Origin of the sequence: Aquipluma nitroreducens (genome assembly GCF_009689585.1) — a bacterium.
In the GTDB taxonomy this organism is placed as follows: Bacteria; Bacteroidota; Bacteroidia; order Bacteroidales; family Prolixibacteraceae; genus Aquipluma; species Aquipluma nitroreducens.
This window is the reverse complement of the sequence record NZ_AP018694.1, coordinates 3,609,276-3,628,226: the sequence shown is the minus strand read 5'-3', so window position 1 is coordinate 3,628,226 and position 18,951 is coordinate 3,609,276. Positions and strand designations below refer to the sequence as shown.

Genomic DNA, 18,951 nt, shown 5'->3' with positions numbered 1-18,951 from the left:
ACGTCAACAATGAAACAACCAGAATCACATATTTTAGTTATTTTCGGAGCATCGGGCGACCTTACCAAACGAAAATTAATACCTGCGCTTTACGAATTGCACACTCAAAATCTTCTTCCTGAGAAATTAGCGGTATTGGGAGTTGCCCGGACAAAACTTACGGATTTAGAGTTTCGCGAAAACATGAAAGAGTTTTTGCCTGATCAGCAGCACACACAAAAAGATATCGATGCTTTTCTGGAACATCTCTATTATCAACCACTTTCAACTGCTGATGCGGTAGATTACCCAATCCTGAAAAAAAGACTTGAATTACTGAGCAAAGAGCTATCTATTCCGGAAAATTATATTTTCTACTTATCAACACCGCCCAATTTGTACGAGATCATTCCTCAAAGTTTAGCTGAAGTTGGGCTGAATGAACCTGTAAGTGGCTATAAACGATTGATAATCGAAAAACCATTTGGAACGGATTTGAAAAGTGCCAAAGAGCTTAATAAAAACTTGCTCAACTACTTTAACGAAGATCAGTTGTACCGCATTGATCATTATTTGGGTAAAGAAACTGTCCAGAATATGTTGGTCACCCGGTTTTCGAACGGCATCTTTGAACCCATCTGGAACCGCAATTTCATCCACCACGTTGAAATCACATCGGCTGAAACACTTGGTGTGGAAGACCGTGGCGGTTATTACGATCATTCGGGAGCCATGCGCGACATGGTTCAGAATCACCTGATGCAGTTGGTAGGATTGGTAGCGATGGAACCACCCGTTGTGATTGAAGCCGATGCCATTCGCAACGAAACGCTGAAAGTATTTCAATCGCTACGTCCAATCACGGAAGCCGAAGTTGCAAAAAATGTGATCAGGGGACAATATATCCGGTCTAACCATGGTAAAGAGCCGGTGATTGGTTACCGCGAAGAACACGGCGTCGATCCGCTATCGAAAACTGAAACTTATCTGGCCATGAAATTCTTCATCGACAATTTCAGGTGGGCCGGAGTTCCCTTTTATATTCGCACTGGCAAGAAATTACCAGCCCGGGTTACCGAAGTCGTTATTCATTTCAAAAATACGCCACACCACCTGTTTGGAAATACTGACAACGCTGATGCAATAAATAACCAATTGGTTCTTCGCATTCAGCCCGACGAAGGCATTTTACTGAAAATTGGCATGAAAGTTCCAGGAGCCGGATTTCATGTTCAGACTGTGAATATGGATTTTCACTATTCTGAGCTATCAGATGTTTATCTTCCTTCCGCATATGGACGTTTATTGCTCGATTGCATGCAAGGCGACGCCACGCTTTATTCGCGCGGAGATGCCGTTGAAAAAGCATGGGAATTTGTTCAGCCTATCCTGAATGCGTGGCAAAACAATCCGGAAATTCCGGTTTACGGATATCCCGCCGGAACCTGGGGCCCAGAAGTAGTAGATGATTTGATGGAAGAGGGCATGTGGCGTTATCCATGCAAAAACCTCTCACACGATGGAGAATATTGTGAACTCTAGGATGTGAGTTTCAGGTTCAAAGTTTAAAGTTATGAAGAAAACAGATCTGCATATTTTTAAAAGTCCGGAGGAATTAGCCAATCAGTTTGCCAATCTGATGATGAGTTGGGTTGAGAATCGCTCTGGAAATGCCTTTCATTTAGCCATTTCAGGAGGGAAAACTCCTGATCTCTTGTTTTCTGTACTTGCGTCAAAATATGCGGATTCAACACTTTGGCAAAAAATTCATTTTTGGTGGGTCGACGAGCGAATGGTTCCACCAACACACCCGGAAAGCAATTTTGGCGTTGCGCAAAAATTACTCTTCAGCCATATTACCATTCCTGAAGCAAACATCCATCGCATAAAAGGTGAAAATATTCCGGAAACTGAAGCACTCTCCTACTCTGCTCAAATTCAGAAAAATATTCCGCAAAAAAATGAGTGGCCAGTCTTCGATCTAATTCTGCTTGGAATGGGCGATGATGGGCACACAGCGTCGATTTTTCCTGACCAAATGCATTTGCTCGAGTCGAAAAACTTCTGCGAAGTAGCTACACAATCGCAGAGCGGCCAAAAACGCGTCACTTTGACTGGAGAGGCAATCAACAATGCATTAAGGATTTGCTTCCTTGTAACTGGATCAAACAAGGCCGAAAGGCTGTCAGAAATCAGAAACAATCCGGAGAAAGCAAAATTACTCCCGGCTGCACAAATCAAACCAGCGAATGGACTTTTGGAATGGTATATCGACGAACTTGCCGCACAACTCATCAAATAGAAAAAGCCGACTGAATCTTTCAATCGGCTTTCTTTTAAATCCTCTAATAAGCAAATTCGTACTATTTGTTTTTCAGCAATTTCATAATCGCCTCACTAACCTTAAATGCGGTTCCGTGTCTCACCCCAGTCGGAAAAGAAACCTGATCGGAGACATCTTCCCAGTCAACCATATTTTTCGACCGAACTGCGCCATATTTGTGCTCGGTATATTTGTCAAAGTAAACGTAAACATATTCGCCAACTTCCAGACAAGTTGGACCTTCAGCCCAATATTTTCCTGTAATTGGCTCCGAGACTTTTACCGGATAGGATCCTGAGGCATGATCAGCATTAGTTATCCGGATATTTTTCTGCGGCGGATTTGGATTTTCATTCGTCAGGAACATGTAAAACTTGTTGTTCTTCGGAAGGATCGTGGCATCAATGGTGCTGAAATCAGGATTAAAAAACAACTCGGTAGGGCTAAAAGTCTTGAAATCTCTCGTTTTGGTGCAGTACATCCGGTGATTGAGTCCCTTTTCGTGCTCCGAATCTGACACATCAGAGTGTCGTCCGGGTATTGTGGTTGCCCAAAAGATGATGTATTCCTTATTTTCAGGATCGTAAACCATCTCAGGCGCCCAACTGTTTTTGGCCGTCGGTTCGTATTCCATAACCGGGATTCCTTTTTGTTCCGACCAATGAATCAAATCTTTCGACTCGGAATAACCAATTTGTTTATCCCACCAACCGCTAGTCCAAACCATGTGAAACATGCCATCTGACCCCTTTAAAATAAACGGATCACGCATGAGCTTGTCTTTACCCACAGTTGGAGTCAGATACGACTTCCCTTCATTCAATGGAGTCCATTTTAAACCATCGTTGCTGAAGGCCAGGTGCAAACCATCCTGACCATTATCGACAAAATACGAGAACAAATAAACTTCTTTCTGAGCCATTACAGTAACAGAAAGAAATACAAAAAGCACTGTAAGGAATCTGTTCATGATATTTAGTTTGTTCAACTTAATTTTCAAATAGTGTGAATATAGAACAATATTTGATTTGACACTTACACCAAATTAACTTCTTTAATCAACATTATGATCTGACTTTACTATTTCACCACTTCAAATACGGAGTTTCCGGAGCCAACTTCTTCAATAATTGCAAAATTTCCTTCCTGACGATATTTTACTGCACTTCCGTTCATCATCACTTTTTGCGACTTGGTCCAAAACAGCAAATAAACATCAGCAGTTGTGTTAGCCGGAATGGTCAGATTCATGGAAAACGATTGCTGTGGTTTGTTTTGAAACGACATCAACACATCGCCACGAATAGTTGGGCACTTGATTTCAGCATGTTCGAGTGAGGAGGATTGTGGTTTAACGCGTATTTTCCGAAAACCGGGTTCCAGCGGTTCAATTCCCATCAGTTTGCGCGGAATGATATTGGCGGGCGCAGCACCCCAGGCATGGTTCCAGTCTTGGTTTGGCTTGTATTTATTGTCCCAGGCTTCGAGCGAAATGGTCGATCCAACGCGAATCATGTTGTACCAACTCCGTTCAGAAGTCGACGAAAGAAGTTCCAATCCGTAATCAGCATTGTTTCCATCGTAAACGGCGTCCATCAAAAACTGCGATCCGTAAACACTACAAGCCATTCCGCGCGATTGCACAAAGCTGCTTACTTTACTTACCGACTTTTCAGGGACAAGGCCAAAAGTGAGTGGAAACATATTGGCATGTAACGAAGCATGATCGGTTCCGATTCCATCGACGTAATTACCTCTTTTTTTATCGAGCAACTTTTCATTGAAAACAGTTTTCAATTTTTGTGCAAGCGCAGCAAATTGTTTCTCGTCGGCAGTCTGATTTAAAATTTTTGCAATTTGTGCCAGTTGGCTGACAGCCTGATAATGGTATGCATTCACCACCGTATTTACGTTTTGGAAAACAAATCCATCAGTCTCACCGGGTTCGTTCTTCCCTAACCCAAGAATTCCGGTTTGTGGCCAGTCGACAATATCTTTAAGCGTTCCTGCAAAATGGATAGATTCCAATACTTCCGGAGTAACTTTTCCGGTTTTAGCGCTGATAAGTCCGGATTCGTCGGCCAATGGCAGCAACGCTTTTGCCTTCAGATCGGTATAAAAATGCTGCAGCGACTCTTTATTTCCGGTGTACAGATAATCGTTCCAGGCCATCAGCACCGATTGCAAAATCCATTCAGTTGGCCAGGTTGGCCGATTGATCAGGTATTCTTCGGAATGGCGCGCCATGCTGTATTCGCGCGCAACTCCGTAATGCCCCAATTGATTGATGTAAGCATCGGCTTCGTAAGGAATGCGCTCGCGGTCGCCATCGACATACGTTCCGCAAAACGAAGTGGCTTTAATCGAATATTTACACAAATTCCAAACCTGATTGAGTACCGAATCTGAACTGTTAAAATACGATTCAGTTTCATCGAACGGATAAAATACGGTTACCTGAGCAACCTGATTTTTATGGATTGGCTCACGGTATCCCTCAATCTCGCAATACCTGAAAGGAGTAACTTCGCCAATGTATTCGGGCATCAGAATCGCATTCGGGCCGGTGTTTCGTTTGTCAGGGTTGATGGCCATTTCATATGTGTTCCAACCTTTTTTCAGTGCCAGTTTATAAACCGAATATCGAATAGTTCCACCCGGGGTTCTGTTAATTCTACCGTCTTTTTGTGCCTCACCCAAATGAATAGTAACTGTGTCAGAACCAGACTCGCCTAATAAGGTCAATCGAAGTCGGCCAAATGCAGCTTTCCCAAAATCAATGAATGTTTCGGATGCCGAAATGGATTTTATTGTAGCCGGATAAACATCCTGCTTTTGCAAAGAATATTGAGCTGTTGCATAATCAACGAGCTTTGCGGCAGTTTTAAACTGGGAAACTGTGGAGTATGATGATTCACTGCCATGATTGTCCCAGGTTTTTACTTTCCAGAAGTACACCGAATTGGGCATAAGTTCCTTCCCTGAATAACTAACATTCTGAGATTCGCCACTTTCTGTTTTTCCTGAATCCCAGAAATCTCCATAGCTTCTTTGGATATTTTCCAAACTTGAAGCAACTATGATCTGATAGGCAGTCTGGATCGTATTGTTCTGATCGGAATTAACTACCCAACCGAAGAATGGTCGCTTTTGGGCAATTTCGGCAAACTGAAAATTCTCTCTCCGGCCAATAGCCTGAACTAACGGAGTGTTTGTTGGATAACCATTCAGGAAGACCTGATCGGCATGCGTCAAAAAATTGATGGAAAGACCAGATGGTTGATTCTTTTCAGGAACAGCACTTTGAAGCTGAAAACACATTCCACAAAATAGAAGAATCAGGAGAATATTAAATGATATTTTTGATATTCGGTTCATTATTTGTTGGTTTAGTACACACTTAGGTTTCAAGAAAAAGCTACAATTACAATTTTCAGATTATTCAACCGTCAATATTTTTGCAATCCACCAACCGGTATAGGCACCAATGAATCCAGGTAATAATGCGAGCAAACTTCCAAAATTTTGCACCAAAATTATTCCATAGATTGGAATCCAGATGCCAACTGCCAATGCAATTAACCATGGTTTGCTTTCTGCCATATATCCTGCCAGCATGGATACCAGTAGAACCAGAAATGTCGAAATCCCAGAATCATCCCAATTGGGTTGAGAGTCAATCCAGGCGATTGCAATCCCAAAAACAACAGCAAACAGAACCGAAAGAGTGAATGATTTTCTCATTGTTCCGAATAAATTCAGACGTTTAACAATTGATGAACAAAACTGCCAAAAATTCTGAAGTCAACCACTTTTCTGAACTTAATTTTTCGCTCCCAGCCACTTCAAAGCATCAATAATCAATCGATTTTGAATTTTATTTGTGAAGGTAAATGACAACTCCTTATTGGTATGATGTTCGTAATCAATATCATTATGACCCATATTGATGTAAATCATCCGGTACTTTGTATTGGTCCACACTACAGGATAATAGCCGGAATGCCATATCTCATTTGGCTTGGGGCCTGTACCCAAAGGGAAACTCGTTGAATCGATGGATGCAAGAATCTGAATGTCGGGGTTGGTTCGCAAATCGTTTTGCCAACGGTACCATTCGTTGGGCTGAGAATTAAATCTTGCTGGCAAGTGTTTAGTCGCAGGATGTTTTCGGTCTTCCACTTTTAAAATGGCTGAAGTTGGCCTCCATGTATTGCTGACATATTCTCCTGAACCCAAAAATTGGTTGTGAAACCAGTCCCAGTTTTGCGGAAAATCGGAAGGAGTTAATGCAAACGCCGCAAAATGAAAGCCCATAAAAGCACCACCGTTTTCCATGTATTGTTCAAATGCTTTTCGCTGATCGGCCAACTCTGGTCGGGTATCCAGAAAAATCACCACCTGATAATTAGAAAGCGTATCTGAATTTAGCTTGCTCCAATCGTTGGTTGACACATATCGAAACCGTTGTTTCGCACTTATTTCAGAAAACCAGTGGTTGGCTTCGTTCACAAAACTAATATGCGCCTGATCATTCTTAGCGGTATAAAAGGCAATAACGTTAAATGGTTTGGAAGGAGTTTTGGCAGGCACAATAAGAGCAGTAATTACCAAAAACAGTGTAATAAACAGTCTTTTTAGGTTTGTCATAGGTCGTTGTAGTTTTTTGCATTACCACGAATTTTCAAGACATGGTTTCAGGATAGAAATGGGTTATCTTTCTTCCTGAACTGAACTTTGGCGAATACCGAAGCCTTCAATATCGCCATCATGACTAAAGACTTCGAGTACTATCGAATTTTCCAGAGCTTCGGTATGATGGCACGTGTTTTTCTTCATACACCAGCTATCTCCTTTAACGAATTCCGAAATAATATCACCGGTTATCACACGGATTTTACCTTGAAGCAAATAAGCCGAATGATCGCTTTGATGAACGTGCTCAGGTAATATAGCACCTTTTTTAATCATGAATTCAGTCATAATCATTGAATCGTCATGATGAAGAATTTTGATTTGTACATCATCATCAATTTGGTTGTATGCAAATTTAAAATGCGAATTTAACATGTGATGATTTTTGGTAATTTTTGAGTCGCGAAATTTAATAAAATCTCTCAATTCAAAGCATTTACTCTCTTTTAGTTTTGATTGTTTGGGGAAAACTTAAGATAAGGTAAACATCACAGAAAGTTTCAGGATTCCGAATTTCACATCAACTTCCAAACCGGTAACCAATACCCGATTCGGTAATCAATAATTTTGGTTTATTGGGCTCATCTTCAATCTTTTTGCGCAATTGAGCCATAAAAACACGCAAATACTGCGTTTGTTCCAGATAGCCCATCCCCCAAATTTCCTTCAGGATAAACTGATGGGTTAAAACCCGTCCCTGATTCTTTGATAATAAGGCAAGTAACGAAAATTCAGTAGAAGTAAGTTTAATAAATTCATTGTTTTTTCGGGCAATGTGGTTGGCCAAATCAACTTCGAGCGAACCAAAAACCAAACGTGGATTATCGGTTGCTCCCGGTTTTTGACGAATGGAAGCACGAATACGAGCCAGTAATTCACCGGTTCTGAAAGGCTTGGTAAGATAATCGTTCGCGCCAAAATCAAGGGCTTTCACGATATCTTCTTCGGAACTTCGGACTGAAAGAATGATGATCGATTTCTGATACCACTCGCGCAAGCTTTTCAGAATTTCAAGACCGTCGGCATCAGGAAGTCCCAGATCGAGAATGATCAGTACCGGGGTATGAGTTACTGCTTTTACAATTCCTTCCTTTCCGGTGGCTGCAGAAAATATTTTGTACCCGTTTGACGACAGAGTTATTTCGAGCAAACGCCGGATTTGAACTTCATCATCAATAATCAATATGGTTTCGCTTTCAGGCATAAAATACCGTTTTATTAAACATTAAAGATATCTGAAATTTCGGTAGGTATTTTAAGGACAAACCTAGCACCACCATTTATGCGGTTCTCAGCAGTAATTGTTCCATTGTGCGCTTCAACAAAGCCTTTCACAATCGACAAACCCAAACCAGTACCACCGGCAACTGCTGATTCGCCCCGGTAAAATTTATTAAATACCATGTTCAAATCGGCTGATGAAAAACCTGATCCGCGATCCATTATTTCAATTGTCAAAAAACCATTGTCATAGAAGAATTTAACCCTGAGACTAGTCCCTTCAGGAGCGTGTTGTGTCGCATTCAGGAGTAAATTGTGCAGCACCTGTTCCATCAGGCCAAAGTCTAATTTTACCAAAGGCATGTCGTCAGCCAAAACGCAATGAACATTGAATGGCTTTAATTCGATTGAAAGAGTTTCGGTAACTTTATTGATCAGATCGTGCAAATCGCACCAATCCAAATGAGGTGAAATGCGCCCGGAATCGAGCCGCGACATGTTCAATAAGTTTTCGATCAAACGGTTTAAGCGGACTGAGGCAATATTGATTTCGTTATACAAAGCGCTCCTGGTTTCGGGCGCATAGTCTTTGCCCAACAAGGCATCCGAAGCTCCCATGATGGTGGCAACCGGAATGCGCAATTCGTGAGAGATCGAATTAAAAAGCGTTTTGTATAATTTGTCTGATTCTTTCAGAACATAAGCCTTTCGGGCGGCATCGCGTAAAAACTCACGTTCCAGTTTGCTGGCAATCTGCGAAAGAAATGTATCCCAAAATTGATCCTCGCCCTGAGTGAAAACCTTGTGGTGTTCAACAGCAATAACGCCCAATGTGATCCGGTTCCCGATAAGCGGATAAAATGTAAAATTCCCGGAAGGAAGCGTGTTGGTAAATTTTCCAGCTTTGGTTGAATGCTGGCAAGTCCATGATGCGACACTCCAATCATTTCCGGAGAGATGAATCGTGGTGTCGTGCTCAATTCTATCTCTTAGCTGCCCATTTTCATCCTTTAAAATAATCGCGCAATCGAGTTGAAACGATTTCAGAATATCGCTCGTTGCAATTGCTAAAACCTCTGTAATTCCTGAAGCATTTGAAAGTTCCTTGGTAAGCTGGTAAACGGCATGAGTGCGTTCTTCGCGAACCCTGATTTTCTTTTCCTGCCTTCTGACTCCGGAAGTCAGAACACCATTCAGCAAGGCAATGATAAAAAACATGGCAAGCATGAGCATGTCTTCTGTCCTCTCAATATGAAAAGTATAAAAAGGTGGAATAAAAAAGAAATCCCAGATTAATGAGCTTAGGAAAGCTGCAATTAAAATTGGTCCGGTACCAAAGAAGACCGCCAGAATTGAAACGAGGCAAAGCAAGATAAACGAGACAACCTGATAACCCATATAACCTTTGAGCAAGAAGCACAACATTGCCGTAAAAACAACACTCAGCGATGTAGCAAAATATTGGGTCAACGGTGAGGTAAACACTGGTACACTGAACTTCTTTCTCTGCTGAGTTAGTAGCTGATCGTCAGTTCCCAAAATATAAACATCAATATTTCCACTTTGCCTGATTAACTTGTTCACAAAATTTCCAAGTCGCCAAAATGAAAGTGTATTCTGGCGATTGGGTTTCCCTATAATGATATGCGTTGTATTTTCCTTTTGGGCAAAATCAACAATTGCCTTTACAATATCCGGATGGGTTGTTATCCTGAAATCGATGCCCAATTGTTTGGCCAGAACGATGTTTTTATCTAACTGCTCATGTTCTTTGGAGCTGAGCTCGTGGGTTGTTTCAACATAGATAGCCTGAATAGTGGCACCCATCGAATAAGCCAGATTTTTAGACCACCGAAGCAACCTTGCAGACTGTTCGGAATAACCAACAGCAACCAGCAAATGCATTCCCGTTTTCCACGGCCCTTTGATGCGCTTGACCTGCATGTATTCGTGCAACTGCTTATCGACACGATCGGCCACAATTCGCAAAGCCATTTCACGCAATGCCGTAATGTTTCCTTTCCTGAAAAAATTTTGAATGGCTTCAGCCGAACGATCAGCGGTATATATTTTCCCATCGGTCAATCGCTGGAGCAATTCGTCAGGAGTGAGATCAATCAATTCAACTTCATCCGATTTTTCAAAAATTTCGTCGGGAATCGACTCACGCACAACAATACCTGTTATCTGGGCAACGGTGTCGGCGCGGCTTTCGAGGTGCTGAACATTTACAGTGGTATAAACATCAATCCCATTGTTCAGAATTTCCTGAACATCCTGAAACCTTTTGGTATGGCGGCTTCCGGGAGCATTAGTATGTGCAAGTTCGTCGACCAATACGATTTGCGGTTTGCGGGCAATAATGGCATCAGTGTCCATCTCCTGAACGGCAGTGCCCTTGTAATTAAATACTTTACGCGGTATCAACTCAAAACCCTTTACCAATTGATTGGTTTCTTTGCGGTTGTGAGTTTCAATGTAACCAATAATAACATCAACACCCTTTTGCTTTTCGAGGTGAGCAGCCTGAAGCATCGAATATGTTTTGCCAACACCGGCGCACATACCAAAAAATATTTTCAGCTTCCCGCGTTTGCTTTTTTCTTCTTCCTCCTTCAGCGAAGCAAGCAAATCATCAGGATTTGGGCGATTATCAGAGAAGTCCATTCGGTACAAGTTAAAAGTAAAAAGGCAAAAGCAAGAATCCCAAAGGATTCAGTTAGTATAAAATTTTACGGGTTGCGTCACTATTGTTTAATGGCTAAATTGTTAAATTTGCTCAACACCTATTTAAACCATTTAACCATTCATTTTCAAATCCGTTCCACTTTCAATCTTTGAAATAACCTCTTTAGCCTGTTCTTCGAGACTTTTCATCTGAGCCAAAACTGTTTTCAACTCCCAAAGGTCATCAGAACTGGCATCATTTTCAAAATCATCAGCTAAAGGTACTGACATTTTTGGATTGCTTTCATGAAGCTTTTCTGCCATTTCGTTAAAAACAAGCGAAATTTCGTAAAACTCATCCGTGCCATCGAAATAAAGCCGTTGACCAAAATTATTTGAACTAATCTCTTTAATTCCCATGTAAAGTTGCGAAAAGCGCTCGTTAAAATACGAAGCAAAACTATACGTGAAACTAAATGCAATCAAAAAACACAGGCTTCCCAGAATTGTCATTTGTGCCAAAGCTTTTTTTGCCGAAACTTTTGCATCGTCCGATTTTACTTCGATGGCTTTGCCATTCATTTGTGACAAAACTTCCAACTGCTGATTCAGCGTAACAAAACCCTTTTGCAACTGAAGAACCAACTCAACCTGCCCGGGCGATTTGATATATTTTTCAACTGATTGACGATACTCTTTTATTCCGTTTTCAATGTTGGAAGCGAGCTTATCTTCTCCGGGTTCGGTAATATTATTTATCTCGAGTTGAAGCATTTGCGAAACAGAACTCAGTTCATTATTAACAGACAAACTATCTACAGTTCTGTTCATCAAAAAGCTGGTTGCAAGTTCCTGATTTATATTTGTTAGTCCCTTCGTCATTTCACGGGCATAAACTACCGACACATAATTTTCCTTGAGAATTGCACCGGTTTTTGTTGAGAGTTTATTCAGATAAAAAGCCGAAAAGCCCAGCAGCACAAGAATGATGATAAATAAAAACACCATTCCAAGTATAAATTTCGTGCGGATTGAAGTTTTCATGATTTCCAGGTTTTAATTTTTACGAATGTGGTTAACATCAATCTTATCTAATTCAAGGTTTAATTTCAAAACATTTATTCGCGCCTCGCCCAGAAACAAAAACTGGGGTTCTTCCGTCAGTTGATTTATGGCCTGAAAAAGTTGTTGCTTCTGTGTACTATTGAGCTTTCTGGCATTTTCAATTCTTCCCACTTGAATAATTGCGGCTTCAGGCAAAATATGAGGATCGAGTCCGCTGGCCGACGCAAAAAGCATTTCAGATGGAATAGGCATATTTGCGGTAAGCTGGTTAGCTTTTACAAACTCCAATTTCCTATCAGCAACTTGTTGCTTGAGCTTTTCACTTGTAAGACCCAAATTTGAACCTCCGGATGGGAGCGGATTATAATCAATGGCTGAAGGTCGTGAGCTGAAATAAATATCACTATCGAAGTTTTGACCTATCAATTTACTGCCAATCGTCTTGTTGTCAACTACAATCAAACTGCCATTTGCTTTTTCAGGAAATACCAACTGAGCTACCCCTGTGATCACCAGTGGATAAATTCCACCTAAAAGCACCGTGAACAGAATGAATATTTTTAGGGCAATCTTTATTTGAGTATTCATGAGTAATAATTTTTATTCTTTGGTTTGTTTTTAATCAGACTTTTCAATTCACTGATTGTATGATCGATCTCCATTATTCTTCCTGATGAGATCAGCATCAAATCCTGAAGATCTTCTCGTTTGTATTTCTCAAACCAGGCCATTTCACTTCTTTTGCGGTTTGAAAGTCGCTCGATCAGGTTTTTTATCAGCAATTCCATGCTTAGGCAAATAAATTGATGATCAAATCAATTAGCTTAATACCCGCGAAAGGGGCAATTACACCTCCTAAACCATAGATGAATAAGTTCTTAATCAGCGCCTTATTGGCTGACATCGGAACATAATTGACTCCCTTTAAAGCCAATGGTATCAGCATTACAATGATAATTGCATTGAAAATAACTGCACTCAGGATGGCACTTTCAGGAGAACCCAGGTGCATCACGTTTAATGCAGAAAGTGGTCCGACGCCGTTTCCTTTCGCATAAAGAAAGACTGCAATTGCCGGGATTATGGCAAAATACTTGGCCACATCGTTGGCAATGCTAAACGTGGTTAGCGCACCACGGGTCATCAACAATTGTTTGCCAACCTCAACCACTTCAATCAATTTAGTTGGATTGCTATCGAGATCGACCATGTTTCCGGCTTCGCGGGCCGCTTGTGTTCCTGAATTCATGGCAATGCCAATATCAGCCTGTGCCAGTGCCGGAGCATCGTTGGTTCCATCACCAATCATCCCAACCAAATGACCTTTGCCCTGTTCTTCGCGAATTCGCATGAGTTTGTCTTCAGGAGTAGCTTCGGCCATAAAATCGTCCACCCCGGCTTCGGCAGCAATGGCAGCAGCCGTCAAGACATTGTCGCCAGTAATCATCACGGTCCTGATTCCCATGGTCCGTAATTGGGCAAACCGCTGTTTGATACCGCCTTTCACAATGTCTTTCAACTGAATAACTCCCAAAACTTTATTGTCTTCAGCAACAACCAATGGCGTTGCCCCCATCCTGGCAAGTTCAGCTACTTTCTCTTCCATTTTTTTGGGAAAGAAGCCATTCCCATTCAGCACAAACGAGCGAATAGCCTCGGACGACCCTTTACGGATTTGATGAACGATTCCTTTCCAATCAGTTATATCGACCCCACTCATTTTTGATTGGGCAGTGAACGGAATAAATACCACACTCTTCTGGTGAATATCATGTCCACGCCATCCGAATTTCTCTTTGGCCAAAATAACGATTGAACGACCTTCAGGAGTTTCGTCGGATAACGAGGAAAGTTGGGCTGCGTGTGCCAAATCAGTTTCCCGAACCTCATCAGCAGGGAAAAAGTTGGTTGCCATTCGGTTACCAAGCGTGATGGTACCAGTTTTATCGAGCAAAAGTACATCCACATCGCCGGCAGCTTCAATAGCGCGACCACTGGTAGCAATTACATTTCGCTGTAAAAGCCTGTCCATGCCGCTGATGCCAATGGCACTCAATAAACCGCCAATAGTTGTTGGAATCAGGCAAACCAGCAATGCAATCAAAACCGGAATAGTTAGGTTTTGTGACTGTGGCAAGCCTGAAGCGGAAAGACTGTATCCGAAGAAAGCCGGTAAAGTGACAACAGCCAGCAAAAAGATGATCGATAAACCTGAAAGAAGAATCGACAATGCTATTTCGTTGGGAGTTTTCTGGCGTTGGGCGCCTTCCACCAAAGCGATCATCCGATCGATAAAAGTATCGCCGGATTCCGAAGTAATACGAATTAAAATACGGTCGCTAATTACCTTCGTTCCTCCGGTTACGGCAGAACGATCACCGCCACTTTCGCGGATTACCGGAGCCGATTCACCAGTAATTGCCGATTCATCGACACTTGCAATTCCTTCAATCACTTCGCCGTCCGATGGAATGAGGTCGCCAGCTTCGCACACTACAACATCGCCTTTCTTTAGCTCAGGCGCTGCAACTTTTTCTTCTTTGTTGCCTACCATTTTCCGGGCTAAAGTTTGCGTGCGGTTTTTCTTTAAGCTTTCGGCCTGAGCTTTTCCACGACCTTCAGCAATTGCTTCCGAAAAATTGGCAAATAGCACAGTAAACCACAACCACACTGCGATCTGGAAATTGAAAGAGGAGAATGTTCCGGAAAAAATTCCGCTGATGACGGTTATTGTAGTTAAAACCGAACCGATTCCTACGATGAAAATCACAGGATTCTTGATCAGCAAAACGGGGTTCAGCTTGATGAAACTATCTTTTAAAGCCTGCACGAAAAGGTCTTTCCTGAAAAGGCTTGTATCTTGCTTGTTACTCATATCTTCTATTTTTTTTACCAAATAGACACATAGGTCACATAGATTTTTAATTAATATTGAACGATTTGCAATTTTCGTTGTCTTTGTCCTTCTATGTAATGAGGAAAATTTATTGTCTTACCTCACCCCTCCGTCCGCAAAGCGGACGTTCCGCCCCTCTCTCGCGAGAGAGGGGCCAAGCTCCGAGCACTCGGGGCGCGGGGTGAGTCGCGATAAAAACACGAATTCAAATGCGACATTATTTCATTCCTATTACTGATGTGTTCTATGTGGTTGATTTATTATTTCATTAAGATTAAATGCTCAATAATTGGCCCCAGCGACAAAGCCGGGAAAAAAGTCAAGCCACCAACAATCAGGATTACAGCAATGAGAAGTCCTGAAAACAACCCATTATCGGTACGAAATGTACCCGCAGATGAAGGTGTTATATTCTTTCGCGCCATATTTCCGGCAATTGCCAAAACAGGAATTATGATTCCAAACCGGCCAATGAGCATTCCTATTCCGAGTGTCAGATTGTAGAAAACTGTATTGGCATTTAAACCCGCAAATGCACTCCCATTATTGCCAGCGGCAGAACTATAGGCATACAAAATCTCAGAAAATCCGTGAGGCCCCTGGTTATTCAGACTTGAAAGTCCTTGCTGGCTCACAGCAGCCCATGCAGTAAACAAGAGAATCACCAGGCTGGGTGCCAAAACTGCAATAATTGACATTTGAACTTCAATGGCTTCCACCTTTTTACCGAGATATTCCGGAGAACGGCCAACCATAAGTCCGGCAATGAAAACGGTGAGAATAACGAAGATGATCATACCATAAAGACCCGCGCCAACACCTCCGAAAATAACCTCGCCCAACATGATATTGATCATTGCAACCATGCCGGCAAGAGGCGACAAACTATCGTGCATTGAGATTACGGAGCCATTGGATGCTGCCGTGGTTGTTGTTGACCAAAGAACACTATTGGTAATTCCAAATCGTGTTTCTTTGCCTTCCATCAGGTGCAACCGACCAAAAACGGGATTTCCTGAATATTCGCCGTAAAGCGAAATAGCCAATCCGACCAGCAAAAGTATGAGCATCACCGAAAAAATTGTCCATCCCTGCCGGACTGAACCGACCATCTTTCCGTAGGTATAAGTAAGCGCTGCCGGAATCAGCAAAATGGCCAGCATCTCTAAAAAATTACTGAATGGTGTTGGGTTTTCGAATGGATGAGCGCTATTGGCATTGAAATAACCTCCGCCATTGGTCCCAAGTTGTTTAATCGCAATTTGCGAAGCCGCCGGCCCCATTGGAAGTACCTGTTCGGCTCCCTGCAATGTATGAACCGTTTGGTACGAATGAAAATTCTGGATCACCCCCTGACCAACCAAAACAATTGAAAATAAAATTGCCAGTGGCAAAAGCACGTAAATTGTTGATCGCGTAAGATCTGTCCAAAAATTCCCGATTGTAGCTGACGATCTGCGCGAAAGACCTTTGATCAATGCCAATAGAACCGCGATTCCGGTTGCTGCACTTACAAAGTTCTGAACGGTCAGCCCCATCATCTGAGCCAAATAGCTCATGGTGGTTTCTCCTGAATAGCCCTGCCAGTTGGTATTGGTGGCAAAACTAATGGCTGTATTTATGGCCGAATGCCAGCTAACATTTGGTAGCTGTGCCGGGTTCAGTGGCAGATAGGATTGAGTAACCTGCAACAGAAAAACGAAGAGTAACCCAATCGCATTAAAAGCCAAAAGACTAAAAGTGTATGTTTTCCAGTTGGTTTCTTCGTCAGGATTAATACCTGAAATTTTATAGATCAACTTTTCGAGCCAACCGAAAACAGGCAACATCAAATGTTTCTGTCCGCTAAAAACCCGGCTCATGTATTTGCCCAAGACAGGTGTAAGCCCTATCAACAAGGCGAAATACATGATAATCTGTATAAAGTCGAGAGTTGTCATCGCTTAAAATTTTTCGGGTTTAATAAGTGAATACAACAGGTACCCAAGTAAAAGAAGAGCAATTAAAGCACCTGCGATGTACCATGCGATGCTGTTCATTTCCAATACTTTTGTGCCACCGTTCAGATTAGCCAGCACAATTCCAGTTATAAAATTCATTGTCTTCATATCGTTTCATATTTTGAACGATACAAATTTGCGCCGGATTCTATAAAGGTTTTATAAGGAATAGAGGAGCAGGTATAAAGATTTTATAAAGAAAGGTGGGTTGATATGGCATATCTGTATCCTATGGATAGAGCCACAAAAAGAAAATCGTTTAATATTTTCCTGATTAGGTAAAAAATAAAATACCTCCAGAGTTACAAAAACTTTGGAGGTATTTTAAAATTTAAGGAAAGAGTAATCCCCTATTTCTTGATAGTCATATTCTTGAAGGTAGAGATGTCGATAATTCCTTGAGTGTCGCTGTCGAAACTAATTTCGATGCTGTCGCCAACGCTCGAAACCGGCAGTGCATTTGATATTTGAGAAGAGCCTATGAAAATATTGCTGTAATCTTTCACTGTGAAATAATAAAAGCTATTGCCGTTTTTAACATCGTTATTGATACGGGTAACAATCGATTTGAGAGTTGTTTTCTGAGCGGTGTTCTTTGTATTCAACTTATTGCTCGTCATGTTGAAGGCGTTTTTGTAGGCCATCAGCGTTTCGCGTAAAGTATTGCCAACGCCTACTATGGTATAATCTTCAATGGCCACCATGGCAAACATTTTAACCAGCCCGCCATCATCTTTCAAAGTCATTACATAGGTTGGAATTCCATTGATGTTGTATGGAATTGGCGCTGATGCCGAGTAACGCTTTTCCTGAATTTTACCAATAGCCGAATTCTTCGCAGCAAATTCAGTAGCTCCGCTTTGCCGATACCAAACAGCCTTTTTGGTGCGTGTATCAACCAATACAAAACCAACGGTTGCTTCGTCGGCGCCCACCGAAGTCAACCCGGTGTACCAATACGCCCGGTTATCTTCGCCATAAACCAGCGACACGCTTTCAGTAATCTGTAGCTTATCCTGGTTTGAGAAATTCCAGTAGCCTTTTACATATTGACCCCAATCGTTCAACTGGGTTTCAATAAACTTGTCGGGCTGAATGCGATCTACCCAAGCAGGAGTGTTTTCGATGGAATAATCTTTAGTTTCACCAGTCTGCGGATCAACGATTACCACACCAACAGCATCGCTACCATTAAAACCTATTTTCTTTTTAAACTTAGTAATCACCCAAAATGGATTGCCATCATCGTCAATCTCGAACGAGTAATCAGTTAATCCGCAGGTAAAATATCCTTCAAAATAGGTATGGCGTTCCAGATTGCTGAAGAAGAAAGCTTCAGGCTGGTATTTGATCAGTACTTTCTTGCCTTTTACCTCCTGAACCAATTTGACATCCCGTTCGTTGGTGGCATTTACCATGACGTAACCAGGAGTCCCCTGGCTATTTTTCTGCCACATAAAAAATCCGGAATGTAAAAGCGGCGCTACCCAATACAATTCAGTTCCTACTTTCTGAATATTAAATGTCCCTAATCGAACCTGACTTCCCAAAGCAGCCTGTGCTCCAAGTACTTTGTCGCCTAATAAATTAGCCAGCGCCTGATCGACTACCCGGATTTTTTCAATGGAAATTGGAGCCATGTGATCCGACAAGCTTTCACCCACCTCCACTTTTCCAATTAAATCACGGTAATCGTTGCTCCTGAAAACCGCCAAAGATGTCAGCATCGGCAGTACGGTCATATACAGACCCAATACCACCATGAAGCTAACCGGACCTTTAACCTTGTTCGATTTCAATTGAAATACAATTTCCTGAGGTGTTGAGTTTGGATGTATTGGCCGGTTTAGCAAAATCCACAAACCTGTCAGCACAATCAATAGCAACGCCAGATCGGTGAAACCATAATTAACAACTGGTAACGAGAAATAAACGATTAAAAATGCCGCGGCGATCAGGATCAGCAGATTGTTGATTGTCTTCATAATTGGGTTTTTGGGTTGCCTCGCTTTTATAACTGAAGCTTTAAACAGTAAATATAGACTAATTTAAGACATCATAATCATTCACAAATTTTGGATAATCCTCCTCCACCATACTGACAA

Annotated in this window: 16 protein-coding genes; 2 read left to right on the top strand and 14 right to left on the bottom strand. The window is 41.8% G+C overall.

Annotated elements, in window-relative coordinates; genetic code table 11:
* Window positions 1–9 precede the first annotated feature (9 nt).
* Complete coding sequence (zwf, locus tag AQPE_RS15165) at window positions 10–1,521, top strand: glucose-6-phosphate dehydrogenase (protein ID WP_318347346.1); 1,512 nt, start codon at window positions 10–12, stop codon at window positions 1,519–1,521.
* A gap of 31 nt (window positions 1,522–1,552) precedes the next feature.
* Window positions 1,553–2,281 carry a 6-phosphogluconolactonase gene (gene pgl, locus AQPE_RS15160; RefSeq protein ID WP_318347345.1) on the top strand — a complete coding sequence of 243 codons (729 nt, stop codon included), beginning with the start codon at window positions 1,553–1,555 and terminating at the stop codon, window positions 2,279–2,281.
* A 61-nt stretch (window positions 2,282–2,342) separates the two neighbouring features.
* Here the strand turns inward: pgl and AQPE_RS15155 are convergent, their stop codons facing one another.
* The 14 genes from AQPE_RS15155 to AQPE_RS15090 form a co-directional block, all read right to left on the bottom strand.
* Window positions 2,343–3,272, bottom strand: a complete 930-nt coding sequence (locus AQPE_RS15155; protein WP_318347344.1) for a glycoside hydrolase family 43 protein — start codon at window positions 3,270–3,272, stop codon at window positions 2,343–2,345.
* A 110-nt stretch (window positions 3,273–3,382) separates the two neighbouring features.
* Window positions 3,383–5,680, bottom strand: a complete 2,298-nt coding sequence (locus tag AQPE_RS15150; protein ID WP_318347343.1) for a family 78 glycoside hydrolase catalytic domain — start codon at window positions 5,678–5,680, stop codon at window positions 3,383–3,385.
* 60 nt (window positions 5,681–5,740) lie between these two features.
* Window positions 5,741–6,046 (bottom strand): hypothetical protein, encoded by a 306-nt coding sequence (locus AQPE_RS15145; protein ID WP_318347342.1) that lies wholly within the window; start codon window positions 6,044–6,046, stop codon window positions 5,741–5,743.
* Between the two features lie 78 nt (window positions 6,047–6,124).
* Complete coding sequence (locus tag AQPE_RS15140) at window positions 6,125–6,952, bottom strand: ThuA domain-containing protein (protein ID WP_318347341.1); 828 nt, start codon at window positions 6,950–6,952, stop codon at window positions 6,125–6,127.
* Window positions 6,953–7,015: 63 nt separating this feature from the next.
* Window positions 7,016–7,372 carry a cupin domain-containing protein gene (locus AQPE_RS15135; RefSeq protein ID WP_318347340.1) on the bottom strand — a complete coding sequence of 119 codons (357 nt, stop codon included), beginning with the start codon at window positions 7,370–7,372 and terminating at the stop codon, window positions 7,016–7,018.
* 145 nt (window positions 7,373–7,517) lie between these two features.
* Window positions 7,518–8,201: a response regulator gene (locus AQPE_RS15130; protein WP_318347339.1), complete on the bottom strand. Its 684-nt coding sequence runs from the start codon at window positions 8,199–8,201 to the stop codon at window positions 7,518–7,520.
* A gap of 14 nt (window positions 8,202–8,215) precedes the next feature.
* Window positions 8,216–10,885 carry a sensor histidine kinase gene (locus AQPE_RS15125; protein ID WP_318347338.1) on the bottom strand — a complete coding sequence of 890 codons (2,670 nt, stop codon included), beginning with the start codon at window positions 10,883–10,885 and terminating at the stop codon, window positions 8,216–8,218.
* Window positions 10,886–11,017: 132 nt separating this feature from the next.
* Window positions 11,018–11,929 (bottom strand): HAMP domain-containing protein, encoded by a 912-nt coding sequence (locus AQPE_RS15120; protein WP_318347337.1) that lies wholly within the window; start codon window positions 11,927–11,929, stop codon window positions 11,018–11,020.
* A gap of 12 nt (window positions 11,930–11,941) precedes the next feature.
* Window positions 11,942–12,538, bottom strand: coding sequence for a potassium-transporting ATPase subunit KdpC (kdpC, locus tag AQPE_RS15115; RefSeq protein ID WP_318347336.1), 597 nt, complete (start codon window positions 12,536–12,538; stop codon window positions 11,942–11,944).
* Complete coding sequence (locus AQPE_RS15110) at window positions 12,535–12,738, bottom strand: hypothetical protein (RefSeq protein WP_318347335.1); 204 nt, start codon at window positions 12,736–12,738, stop codon at window positions 12,535–12,537. The genes kdpC and AQPE_RS15110 overlap by 4 nt, the downstream gene beginning before the upstream one ends.
* A 2-nt stretch (window positions 12,739–12,740) precedes the next feature.
* A complete protein-coding gene (gene kdpB / locus AQPE_RS15105) occupies window positions 12,741–14,825 on the bottom strand; it encodes a potassium-transporting ATPase subunit KdpB (protein ID WP_318347334.1) in 2,085 nt (694 codons plus the stop codon).
* 281 nt (window positions 14,826–15,106) lie between these two features.
* Window positions 15,107–16,786: a potassium-transporting ATPase subunit KdpA gene (gene kdpA / locus AQPE_RS15100; protein WP_318347333.1), complete on the bottom strand. Its 1,680-nt coding sequence runs from the start codon at window positions 16,784–16,786 to the stop codon at window positions 15,107–15,109.
* 3 nt (window positions 16,787–16,789) lie between these two features.
* On the bottom strand, window positions 16,790–16,954 hold the full coding sequence (gene kdpF / locus AQPE_RS15095) for a K(+)-transporting ATPase subunit F (protein WP_318347332.1): 165 nt from the start codon (window positions 16,952–16,954) through the stop codon (window positions 16,790–16,792).
* 242 nt (window positions 16,955–17,196) lie between these two features.
* Window positions 17,197–18,831 (bottom strand): hypothetical protein, encoded by a 1,635-nt coding sequence (locus tag AQPE_RS15090; protein WP_318347331.1) that lies wholly within the window; start codon window positions 18,829–18,831, stop codon window positions 17,197–17,199.
* Window positions 18,832–18,951 lie beyond the last annotated feature (120 nt).